This window comes from Actinopolyspora mortivallis, from assembly GCF_003001495.1.
Taxonomy (GTDB): Bacteria; Actinomycetota; Actinomycetes; order Mycobacteriales; family Pseudonocardiaceae; genus Actinopolyspora; species Actinopolyspora mortivallis_A.
This window is the reverse complement of sequence record NZ_PVSR01000045.1, coordinates 15353-27382: the sequence shown is the minus strand read 5'-3', so window position 1 is coordinate 27382 and position 12030 is coordinate 15353. Positions and strand designations below refer to the sequence as shown.

6 protein-coding genes are annotated in these 12030 nt (G+C 68.5%); 2 read left to right on the top strand and 4 right to left on the bottom strand.

Features of this window, described 5'->3' with window-relative positions; all coding sequences use genetic code 11:
- Both CEP50_RS17685 and CEP50_RS17680 read right to left on the bottom strand, forming a co-directional pair.
- On the bottom strand, window positions 1-1234 hold a 1234-nt coding region (locus CEP50_RS17685), incomplete at its 3' end, for an ADP-ribosylglycohydrolase family protein (RefSeq protein ID WP_181188439.1).
- 220 nt (window positions 1235-1454) lie between these two features.
- A complete protein-coding gene (locus CEP50_RS17680) occupies window positions 1455-1931 on the bottom strand; it encodes a carboxymuconolactone decarboxylase family protein (protein ID WP_106115062.1) in 477 nt (158 codons plus the stop codon).
- Between the two features lie 45 nt (window positions 1932-1976).
- Between CEP50_RS17680 and pdxR the strand changes: the two genes are divergently transcribed.
- Window positions 1977-3395 (top strand): MocR-like pyridoxine biosynthesis transcription factor PdxR, encoded by a 1419-nt coding sequence (gene pdxR, locus CEP50_RS17675; RefSeq protein ID WP_106115061.1) that lies wholly within the window; start codon window positions 1977-1979, stop codon window positions 3393-3395.
- 112 nt (window positions 3396-3507) lie between these two features.
- On the top strand, window positions 3508-3975 hold the full coding sequence (locus tag CEP50_RS17670; RefSeq protein WP_106115060.1) for a DUF6319 family protein: 468 nt from the start codon (window positions 3508-3510) through the stop codon (window positions 3973-3975).
- 227 nt (window positions 3976-4202) lie between these two features.
- On the opposite strand, the gene CEP50_RS17665 is transcribed toward CEP50_RS17670, so the two are convergent.
- Complete coding sequence (locus CEP50_RS17665) at window positions 4203-8114, bottom strand: DNA-directed RNA polymerase subunit beta' (RefSeq protein ID WP_106115059.1); 3912 nt, start codon at window positions 8112-8114, stop codon at window positions 4203-4205.
- A gap of 92 nt (window positions 8115-8206) precedes the next feature.
- A complete protein-coding gene (gene rpoB, locus CEP50_RS17660; RefSeq protein ID WP_106115058.1) occupies window positions 8207-11689 on the bottom strand; it encodes a DNA-directed RNA polymerase subunit beta in 3483 nt (1160 codons plus the stop codon).
- Window positions 11690-12030 lie beyond the last annotated feature (341 nt).

The window sequence follows — 12030 nt, the reverse complement described above, 5'->3', positions numbered from 1 at the left end:
GCACCTGGGTGGGCGGGGCCTGCTCCACGGGACCGGGAGGTTCGCCCCGGGTCGTCTCCACCGTCCAGCCGCCCCCTCCCAACTCACGCGGGTCCTCCCCCTGGACGTAACGCCGCGCCCACTTCGGCGGCTCCGGAGGGGCGAAGGCCTCGGCGGCGTCGGAGGCCAGGGTCTCCAGGACCTCCCGGATGTCGAGTTCGGCCCTCCAACGCGGCGGAATCGCCTCCGGCCCGTGGATCGCTCCCGCGAGCTGACCGGCCAGCGCACCGGCCACCGCGCTGTCCGCCGAGTGGTTCACCGCCGTGACCACGGCGTCGGTGAAGTTCCCCGCCGAGGCCACGGCCGCGACGGCGATGCCCAGTTCCCCCAGTCCCTCGGACGGGCAGAACTCGATGTCCAACATGCGCGGATCCGGCTGTCGCCCCTGCTGGGCGATGAACATCGCCGAGTGCACCGTCCGCAGCACGGCGGCGGGCGGGACCCCCTGTTCCTGGTGGGAACGGTTGAGCTCCCAGGAACGCACCGCCTCCCACAGCGGGGTCCCGTTGAGCAGGCCGCCCAGCACGTCGGCGTGCAGCGCGCTCGCGGCCCGCGTCTCGTAGTGCCCGGTCAACAGACGGGGGACCCTGGAGGCGGTGGCGGCCACCCGACGGGCGTCCGGGCTCCACACCATCAGCGGAGCAGTCCACACCAGACAGTCAGCGAAGGCCTCCTCCCCGGCGGGAGTGTCCCGGAGCGGACCGGAGGACGGATCCACCGGGAAACGATCCACCAGAGTGGACAACAGACGCAGCGCGTTGCCGCCCGGATTGCGCGTGGAGAACAGCTCGGGGCGCTTCAACAGCCAACCGGCCGGTTCGGGGTGACTGCGCCAGTACCCCGCCATGGCGTACGCCCACGGCACCCCCTGGGTGTACAGCCAGGCCAGGTGGTTCGAACGAATCACGGGCAGCGGATCCTGTTCACCGGTGGCCCGTGCGCGCAGCAGGGCGTCCACAGTGAACACGGTCAGTTGGGAGAGGTCCGAGACCGCCCCCCTGCGGCCGAAGACCGGCAGGAAGTCGACCGCACCACGACCACCGAGCCACTGGTGGATCGCGGGCAGGCTCCACCCTCGCACCCCGGAACCGAGCACGTCACCGACGGCCCCTCCGAGCAACGCGCCACGCAGCCGCTCGGACCAGCTCAACGGGCGCGCGGCGAAATCCCCCGGACGGGATCGACTGTCACTCATCGGTGGTCTCTCCTGATCGCTCGGGACTACCGGATCGTCCTCCGGAAGCGCCCCGTGCCGACCGGTTCGGCAGATCTCCCCTGCCGAACGGATGGCGAGGACCGTCCCTCCCCCGCGAAACCCCGACATCCGGCCACCGAGGCGTCCCCGTCGGACTCACCCTCACCCGTGGTTCGTTCCGTGCCAGCAGAGACTACCAACCCCCGCCCGGGGGCGGGGATCACTCGGCGGAGTCCCGAGCCGCCGAAGCCGGTTGGGAACGCGTGGTGACCGCCAACCTGTTCCAGGCGTTGATGGTGGTGGCGGCCCAGAGGAGCGCGGCCAGCTCGACGGAGGAGAACCGCTTCTCCGCCTCGGCCCACACCTCCTCCGAGACCCCCTCCCGATGGATCAGCGTGACCTCCTCGGCCAGGGCCAGCGCCGCCCGCTCCCGGTCGGAGTACAGATCCACCTCCCGCCAGGCGGGCAGCACGTCGATGCGCCGGTTGTCCACCCCGGCCGCGCGGGCGTCGGTGATGTGCATGTCCAGGCAGAACCCGCACCCGTTGAGCTGCGAGGCGCGGATCTTGAGCAGTTCCTGGAGCTCGGTCTCCACCCCGGCGTCCCGCAGCTCCTCGGCCACGGACTGCTCCAGAGACCTCATCGCCCGGTAGGTGCGCGGAGTCAGCTCCGCCGGACTCATCCGTTGCTGTGTCATGCGTCCACGCTAGGGCGCGAACCGGTGGTTATATGGTCCAGTTCGATGCACGGGAACGAGTCCAGTTCACAGTCGACACGCTCCCTCGGGCTGGATCTGCACCTGGACCGCCCCTCCGGGCCGAGCAGCCGTGCCCTGGCGGAGGCGATCCGCGAGGCCGTGCGAACCGGGAGGTTGCCCGTCCACAGCAGACTCCCCTCCACCAGGGAACTGGCCGCCGACCTCGGCGTCTCCCGGGGAACCGTCACCAGGGCCTACGACCAGCTCTCGGCCGAGGGGCACCTGCTCGTCCGCCAGGGCACCGTCCCCCGCGTGGCGACGGCCCCGCCCACCGGGACGAGTCCGACCGCGCTGCCGCTCACCCGCCGGCAGACCCGGCTGCGCTGGGACCTGCTTCCGGGCAAACCCGACCTGAGCGCCTTTCCCCGCACGGCCTGGGCCCGCGCGCAGCAGCGCGCGCTGCGCACCACCGACGCGGCGGAACTCGACTACGGGGACCCCTGCGGGCACCCGGCACTGCGCACCGCGCTCGCGGAGTACCTGGGCAGAACACGCGGGGTGCACGCCACGGCCGAACGGATCGTGGTCTGCGAGGGGCACCGCCACGCTCTCGCGGTGCTGAGCACCGTGCTGGGCGAGCTCGGAGCCGAGTCGATCGACTTCGAGGACCCCTGCCTGCCGCACCTGTGCGAGGTCCCCGGGCGCGGCGGACTGCGGGTGCGCGGTGTGCCGGTCGACGGGGAGGGCCTCGACGTGACCGCCGTCCGCGGCCCCGCCGTGGTGGTCACCCCGGCCCACCAGTACCCGCTCGGCGCGACGATGTCCCAGCGTCGCCGCGAGGCGCTGTGCGCGGCGGCCGCCACCGAGCAGCGCTGGATCGTCGAGGACGACTACGACGGCGAGTTCCGCTTCGACCGCGAACCGGTGGGAGCCCTGCAACGCCTCGCCCCCGACCAGGTGGTCTACTCCGGAACGACGAGCAAGACGCTCGCCCCCGGGCTGGGGCTGTCCTGGCTGGTGCTGCCGCGCGGACTGGTGGGGGCCGTGCGGGAGGTCAGAACACGGCTGGGACTGGTTCCTCCGGTGTTCGAGCAACTCACCCTGGCGGAGATGCTCCGTTCGGGAAGCTATGATCAACACGTGCGGCGCTGCCGTGCGAGCTACCGACGACGGAGGCTACGAATCGTTTCCGCCATTCGCGAGTCGCGGACGCGGCACGAGCTCTACCCCGCCGGTATCGCGGCCGGTCTGCACCTGACGTTACGTCTGGACCCGGAGGGTCCTTCCGAGGAACGGATGTTGCGACGTATGCGACGGCATTCGGTGGCGGTGGAGGGACTGTCCGACCACTGGATGAACGAGCGAGAACGTCAGGCAGGTCTGGTGATCGGTTACGCCGCCCCACCGGGGCACGCCTTCGACAATTCCCTGCGTGCGCTGATGCGGGCACTGTCCCCTTCCTGACCCCGCCGCCCGCGGGCGGACGGCACCTCGTGCCCGTCCCCCACCCGGAATTCCCGCGACACGAGCGGCCCCGGTTTTCCCTTCCGCACCGGTGCGACCCGAGAGAGGAACAGTGGACGAACAACAGGACCTTCCCGCCGACCACGTGACCGAACAACCCGCGCAGCCCACCGAGGAGCCCTCGGCAACGCCCTCCCCCGCCGAGCAGGAGTCCGAGCGGAACCAGACCGCGAACACCGAGTCCGGCGGCGGCACCGAGCAGAGCTCCGCCCCGAAGAAGAAGGGACGCAAGCAGACCGGTGCCCGCAAGACCCGCTCGGTCGAGCTCACCCTCACCGTCAGCGGCACCGCCGACGGGGAGTGGCAGGCCGACCTGACCCACGCGGGCAAGAAGATCGTCCAGGGGCTGCCGCTGACGGCCTCCTCGGTGTCGAAGGCGGCCGGTGAGCTGCACACCGACATCTCGGAGGCGATCGAGTCCGTACTCGCCGAAGCCCGCCAGCAGCACGAGGCGCGGCTGGCCGAGCTGGAGGCGGAGTTGCAGCGGGTCCGCAAGACCCTGGAGGAACTGGAGAGCTGAAGCTCCCCGACCGGCGGATCGGAGGCGGTGCGCCGGTCGGACACGGCCGTTCGGCGGAGCCTCGCCGGGCTCGACACCGGCCCAGGCCGGAGCGTGGAGCCCGCGGGGTTCCGCCACCGCCCCCGGGCCTGCCGACGAAGAAGGGCTCCCCGCTCGGAGGAGACGAGCGGGGAGCCCGGGAACGGAACGGCCGGGCACGCACCGGGGGACGGTGCGTGCCCCGCCGGTCAGCGGTAGTCGCGTCCGAAGTCGAAGTCGTCCAACGGCACCGCACCACCGGCCCCGGGACCGAAGACGTCCGGGGCGTAGTACCCGTCGTCGTAGGACGGGATCGCGTAGGCCGCCGCCCGAGCCTCCTCGGTCGGCTGCACCTGGATGTTGCGGTACTTGTTGATACCGGTACCGGCCGGGATCAACTTACCGATGATCACGTTCTCCTTCAGACCGATCAGCTTGTCGCTGGCACCCTCGATCGCCGCGTTGGTCAGGATCCGGGTGGTCTCCTGGAAGGAGGCCGCCGACAGCCACGACTCGGTGGCCAGCGACGCCTTGGTGATACCCATCAGCACCGGGCGGCCGGAGGCGGGCTCGCCGCCCTCGGAGACCACCCGCCGGTTCTCGGCCTCGAACTGGGCCCGTTCCACGGGCGAGCCGGGCAGGAACTCGGTGGCGCCGGAGTCGATGATGATGACCCGCCGCAGCATCTGCCGGACGATGACCTCCACGTGCTTGTCGTGGATGCCCACACCCTGCGAGCGGTACACCTCCTGCACCTCGTGCACCAGGTGCAGCTGGGCCTCCCTCGGCCCCAGCACCCGCAGGATCTCGTGCGGGTCGACGGCGCCCTCCATGAGCCGCTGGCCCACCTCGACGTGGTCACCGTCCTCCAGCTGACGCTCGGTCCCGTCGACGTTGATCACGGCGAGCCGCTGCCGCTTGGACAGCTTGTCGTAGACGATCTCGTCGCTGCCGTCGTCCGGGATGATCGTCATCTTCCAGTAGCGGTCGTTGTCCTCCAGCCGGACCCGCCCGGAAGCGTCGGCGATCGGCGCCTTGCCCTTCGGCAGCCTGGCCTCGAAGAGCTCCTGCACACGCGGCAGACCGGCGGTGATGTCGTCGTTGCCGACACCACCCTGGTGGAAGGTCCGCATGGTCAGCTGCGTGCCGGGCTCGCCGATGGACTGGGCGGCGACGATGCCGACGGCCTCGCCGACGTCCACCAGCTTGCCGGTGGCCATGGAACGGCCGTAGCAGTAGGAGCAGACCCCGGAACCGGACTCGCAGGTCAGTACGCTGCGCACCCGCACGGTGGTGACTCCGGCCGCCAGCAGGGTCTCGATGGCCGGGTCACCGAGGTCGGAGCCGCGGGCGAGCAGGATGTTGCCCTCGGAGTCGGTGACGTCCTCGGCGGTCATGCGGGCGTAGACGCTGGTCTCCACGTTCCGCTCGCGCACGAGCCTGCCGTCCGGGGTCTTCTCCGCGATCGGCATCCGGATGCCGCGGTCGGTGCCGCAGTCCAGCTCGCGCACGATGACGTCCTGCGAGACGTCCACCAGACGCCGGGTCAGGTACCCCGAGTCGGCGGTCCGCAGCGCGGTGTCGGCCAGACCCTTGCGGGCACCGTGGTTGGAGATGAAGTACTCCAGCACCGACAGACCCTCACGGAAGTTGGTCTTGATCGGCCGCGGAATGTACTCACCCTTCGGGTTGGACACCAGACCACGCATACCGGCGAGCTGGACGATCTGGGACATGTTCCCGGCCGCGCCGGAGCGCACGATCATGCTGATCGAGTTGTCGTCCGGGAAGTTCTGCTCCATGGCCTCGGACACGTCGTCCTTGGCCGCGTTCCAGACCTTGACCAGCTCGGCGTTGCGCTCCTCGTGGGAGAGCGCACCCCGGCGGTACCGCTTCTCGACCTGGTCCGCCTTCTCCTCGTAGGAGTCCAGGATCTCCTTCTTGTTCGGCGGAACGAGCACGTCCGAGATCGCGGTGGTCACACCGGAACGCGTCGCCCAGTAGAAGCCCGCGTCCTTGAGCTTGTCCAGGGTCTGGGCGACCGCGACCATCGGGTACCGCTCGGCGAGGTCGTTGACGATCGCACCCTGGGCCTTCTTGCCCAACATCCTGTTGACGAAGGGGTAGTCGGACGGCAGCAGCTCGTTGAACATCACCCGGCCGAGGGTGGTCTCCAGGGTGAGCGGCTGGCCCGGCTCCCAGTCCTCGGGCGTCTCCTCCTTCGGAGGGACGATGTCGCGCATCCGGATCCTGACCTTGGCCTGCAGGTCCAGCGCCCCGAGGTCGTGGGCCATGATCGCCTCGTCGTAGGAGGAGTAGGCGTGCCCCTCGCCGGTGGCACCCTCCTTCTCCCGAGTGAGGTAGTACAGCCCGGTGACCATGTCCAGCCGCGGCATCGCCAGCGGACGCCCGGAGGCGGGCGAGAGAATGTTGTTGCTGGACAGCATCAGCACCCTGGCCTCGGCCTGGGCCTCGGCCGACAGCGGCAGGTGCACCGCCATCTGGTCACCGTCGAAGTCGGCGTTGAACGCCTCGCAGACCAGCGGGTGCAGCTGCACCGCCTTGCCCTCGACCAGCTGGGGCTCGAAGGCCTGGATACCCAGCCGGTGCAGCGTGGGGGCGCGGTTGAGCAGCACCGGGTGCTCGGAGATGACCTCCTCCAGCACGTCCCAGACCTGCGGGCGCTGCCGCTCGACCATCCGCTTGGCGGACTTGATGTTCTGGGCGTGGTTGAGGTCGACCAGCCGTTTCATCACGAACGGCTTGAACAGCTCGACCGCCATCTCCTTCGGCAGGCCGCACTGGTGCAGCTTCAGCTGCGGGCCGACGATGATCACCGAACGGCCCGAGTAGTCCACACGCTTACCGAGCAGGTTCTGCCGGAACCGGCCCTGCTTACCCTTGAGCAGGTCCGACAGCGACTTCAGCGGGCGGTTGCCCGGGCCGCTGACCGGACGGCCGCGCCTGCCGTTGTCGAACAGCGCGTCCACCGACTCCTGGAGCATGCGCTTCTCGTTGTTGATGATGATCTCGGGTGCCCCGAGGTCGATCAGTCGCTTGAGCCGGTTGTTGCGGTTGATGACCCTGCGGTAGAGATCGTTGAGGTCCGAGGTCGCGAAACGACCGCCGTCGAGCTGGACCATCGGACGCAGGTCCGGCGGGATGACCGGGATGGCGCCGAGCACCATGCCCTGCGGGCTGTTCTTGGTGGTCTGGAAGGCCGCGACGACCTTGAGCCGCTTGAGGGCACGCAGCTTCTTCTGGCCCTTGCCGTTGCGGATGACCTCGCGCAGCCCCTCGGCCTCGGCGTCGATGTCGAAGTTGGCCAGCAGCGCCTCGATGGCCTCGGCACCCATGCCGCCGGTGAAGTACTCGCCGTAGCGGTCGTAGAGCTCGCGGTACAGCGACTCGTCCGAGATCAGCTGCCTCGGTTCGAGCTTGGTGAAGGTCTCCCAGATCTCGTCGAGCTTGTCGATCTCCTTCTGGGCCCGCTCGCGGATCTGGCGCATCTCGCGCTCGCCGCTCTCCTTGACCTTGCGGCGGGCGTCGCTCTTGGCGCCCTCCGACTCCAGCTCGGCGAGGTCGGACTCCAGCTTCTGGGCGCGGGCCTCCAGGTCCGCGTCCCGCTGGTCGGCGATGTTCTTGCGCTCGACGCCGATCTCGCTCTCCAGCGTCGGCATGTCGTTGTGCCGCATCTCGGTGTTGACCGAGGTGATCACGTACGACGCGAAGTAGATGATCTTCTCGAGGTCCTTGGGCGCCAAGTCGAGCAGGTACCCCAGGCGGCTGGGAACGCCCTTGAAGTACCAGATGTGGGTGACCGGCGCGGCCAGCTCGATGTGCCCCATCCGCTCGCGCCGCACCTTGGCGCGGGTGACCTCGACGCCGCAGCGCTCACAGATGATGCCCTTGAAGCGGACCCGCTTGTACTTACCGCAGTAGCACTCCCAGTCGCGGGTGGGACCGAAGATCTTCTCGCAGAAGAGCCCGTCCTTCTCCGGCTTGAGGGTGCGGTAGTTGATCGTCTCTGGCTTTTTGACCTCGCCGTACGACCACTGGCGGATCTCGTCGGCAGTCGCCAGTCCGATACGGAGTTCGTCGAAGAAGTTGACGTCAAGCACGTCGGGTCTTCTCCCTTTGTTGGGGGTGTGCCGGGTGGACGTGGGGCCGGTTCGCGGGGACCGCGGCGGGCCCCCGCGAACCGGTGACGAGGTCAGTTGACAACGTCGTCGACCGAAGGAGTCTCGTTCTTGGACAGGTTGATGCCGAGGTTGGCAGCAGCCCGTTCGAGGTCCTCGTCGTCACCGTCACGCATCTCGATGGCGGCGCCGTCGCTGGAAAGCACCTCGACGTTCAGGCACAGCGACTGCAGCTCCTTGAGCAACACCTTGAACGACTCCGGGATACCCGGTTCAGGAATGTTCTCGCCCTTGACGACCGCCTCGTAGACCTTGACGCGCCCGAGCACGTCGTCGGACTTGATCGTGAGCAGCTCCTGCAGCGTGTAGGCGGCGCCGTAGGCCTGCATGGCCCAGCACTCCATCTCACCGAAGCGCTGGCCGCCGAACTGGGCCTTACCACCCAGCGGTTGCTGGGTGATCATCGAGTAGGGCCCGGTCGACCGAGCGTGGATCTTGTCATCCACCAGGTGCAGCAGCTTGAGGATGTACATGTACCCGACCGCCACGCGGTGCGGGTAGGGCTCCCCGCTGCGTCCGTCGATCAGCATCGCCTTGCCGTCGCCGTCCACGATCCGCTCGCCGTCGCGGTTCGGCTTCGTGGAGGCCAACAGGCCGGTGATCTCCTCCTCCCGGGCACCGTCGAACACGGGGCTGGCCGTCTTGGTCCCCGGCTCCACGTCGTAGAGCTCCTCGGGAATCTTCTGGGCCCACTCCGGATCCCCGTCTATGGACCACCCCTGGGAGGCTATCCAGCCCAGGTGGGTCTCCAGCACCTGCCCGATGTTCATACGGCGCGGCACACCGTGGGTGTTGAGGATGATGTCCAACGGGGTGCCGTCCTTGGTGAACGGCATGTCCTCGATGGGCAGGATCTTGCCGATCACACCCTTGTTGCCGTGCCGGCCCGCGAGCTTGTCGCCGTCCTGGATCTTGCCCTTCTGGGCCACGTAGACGCGGACGAGCTCGTTGACCCCCGGCGGGAGTTCGTCGTCCTCCTCGCGGTTGAAGACGCGGACGCCGATGACCTTGCCGGTCTCGCCGTGCGGCACCTTCAGCGAGGTGTCCCGGACCTCCCTGGCTTTCTCTCCGAAGATCGCGCGGAGCAGGCGCTCCTCGGGGGTCAGCTCGGTCTCCCCCTTGGGGGTGACCTTGCCGACCAGGATGTCGCCGCCCTGCACCTCGGCGCCGATCCGGACGATGCCGCGCTCGTCGAGGTCGGAGAGCACGTCCTCGGAGACGTTCGGGATGTCGCGGGTGATCTCCTCGGAGCCCAGCTTGGTGTCCCGGGCGTCGACCTCGTGCTCCTCGATGTGGATCGAGGTGAGCACGTCGTCGCGCACCAGCCGCTCGGAGAGGATGATCGCGTCCTCGTAGTTGTGCCCCTCCCAGGGCATGATGCCGACCATGAGGTTCTTGCCCAGCGCCATCTCGCCGTTCTCGGTGGAGGGCCCGTCGGCGATGACCTGCCCGGCCTCCACGCGCTGGCCCTCGTCGACGATGGGCTTCTGGTTGATGCAGGTGCCGTGGTTGGACCGGGCGAACTTCTGCAACCGGTAGGTGCGCCGGTTGCCGTCGTCGGCCATGACGGTGACGTAGTCGGCGCTGACCTCCTCGACCACCCCGGAGTTCTCCGCGGTAACCACCATTCCCGCGTCCACGGCGGCACGCAGCTCCATGCCGGTGCCGACCAGCGGGGCCTCGCTACGCAGCAGCGGCACCGCCTGCCGCTGCATGTTGGCACCCATCAGGGCGCGGTTGGCGTCGTCGTGCTCCAGGAACGGCAGCATGGCCGTGGCCGCCGAGACCATCTGGCGCGGCGAGACGTCCATGTACTCGATCTCGGTGGGGGCGAGCAGCTCGACCTCGCCGCCCTTCCGTCGACCGAGCACCCGGTCCTCGAGGAAGTTGCCGTTCTCGTCGATCGGCGTGTTCGCCTGCGCCTTGACGTAGCGGTCCTCCTCGTCGGCGGTCAGGTAGTCGACCTGGTCGGTGACCACGCCGTCGACCACCCGCCGGTACGGCGTCTCGATGAACCCGAAGGGGTTGACCCGTCCGAAGGTGGCCAACGAGCCGATGAGACCGATGTTCGGCCCCTCCGGGGTCTCGATCGGGCACATCCGGCCGTAGTGCGAGGGGTGGACGTCACGGACCTCGACACCGGCCCGCTCCCGGGACAGCCCGCCGGGACCGAGCGCGGAGAGCCTGCGCTTGTGCGTCAGACCGGCCAGCGGGTTGGTCTGGTCCATGAACTGGGACAGCTGCGAGGTCCCGAAGAACTCCTTGATCGCGGCGACCACCGGCCGGATGTTGATCAGGGTCTGCGGGGTGATGGCCTCGACGTCCTGGGTGGTCATGCGTTCCCGGACGACCCGCTCCATGCGGGAGAGGCCCACGCGCACCTGGTTCTGGATCAGCTCTCCGACGGTGCGCAGCCTGCGGTTGCCGAAGTGGTCGATGTCGTCGAGCTCGACCGGGACCCGGTTGTCCTCCGGCCCCATCCACTTCTCGCCGGCGTGCAGGCGCACCAGGTACTCGATGGTGGTGGCGATGTCCTCCTCGGTGAGCACACCGCTGGAGAAGGGCAGGTCCAGCCCGAGCTTCTTGTTGACCTTGTAGCGGCCCACCCGGGCCATGTCGTAGCGCTTCTCCTTGAAGAAGAGGTTCTCCAGGAGGGTCTGCGCGCTCTCCTTGGTCGGCGGCTCACCCGGGCGAAGCTTGCGGTAGATGTCCAGCAGGGCCTCGTCCTGCCCGGCGGTGTGATCCTTCTCCAGGGTCGACAGCATCGTCTCGGAGAAGCTGAACCGCTCGCGGATCGCCTCGGCCGTCCAGCCCAGGGCCTTGAGCAGCACGGTCACCGGCTGCCTGCGCTTGCGGTCGATGCGCACACCGACGGTGTCGCGCTTGTCGACGTCGAACTCCAGCCAGGCTCCCCGGCTGGGAATGATCTTCGCGCTGTAGACGTCCTTGTCCGTCGTCTTGTCGACGGTCTGGTCGAAGTACACGCCCGGCGAGCGGACCAGCTGGGAGACCACGACACGCTCGGTGCCGTTGATGATGAACGTCCCCTTGTCGCTCATCACGGGGAAGTCCCCCATGAAGACCGTCTGGCTCTTGATCTCGCCGGTCGTCTGGTTGATGAACTCCGCCGTGACGAACAGCGGAGCCGCGTAGGTCATGTCCTTGTCCTTGCACTCCTCGATGGAGGCCTTGACCTCGTCGAAGCGCGGGTCGGAAAAGGACAGCGACATGGACCCCGAGAAGTCTTCGATCGGGGAGATCTCGTTCAGAACCTCTTCCAGACCGCCGACTGGGGCTTCCTCGCCGGCATCGACCCGGCGCTGGAACCAGGCCTCGTCACCGACGAGCCATTCGAAGGATTGAACCTGCAGATCCAGCAGGTCGGGTACTTCCAGCGGCTCACGGATCTTCTCGAAAGAGACCCGCCGGGGGGCCCCAGGGATCCCCCTCGTGAAGTTGGAAGCTGCAGAGACCTTGGTCGCGCGGGAGACTGCCAAGATGCGTCCTTCCGGGACTCTGAACTGGCTGCAACCGTATTCGGACGCGGCGGACCGAATAGCACGGCTGTCAAGGGTGCAATGGCGCCCACGTTCCGATGCCCCAGCTCAGGGCTACCTGTGAAGAGTCCTCGGCCGGGGAACAGGGGAAGCGGGCAGCGCAACGTAGTAGTCTAGCTCGCGTACAGCTCGCTGTCGAGAGGGGGATGCGACACCCCCGCTACAGCGGTCCACGCCTCGCCCGCTCGATCTTCCGCTCCGACTGTGCTCCCGGTGTGTGCCGAGAACAAGCGTGGCCTTCCACGGCCCGTCAGTCAAGAGCCGACCTCCGCTTCACCCCC

Bases quoted from the DNA above. Each gene is read 5' to 3' on its own strand.
- CEP50_RS17680 (WP_106115062.1), bottom strand. From the start codon at position 1,931: ATGACACAGCAACGGATGAGTCCGGCGGAGCTGACTCCGCGCACCTAC.
- pdxR (WP_106115061.1), top strand. From the start codon at position 1,977: ATGCACGGGAACGAGTCCAGTTCACAGTCGACACGCTCCCTCGGGCTG.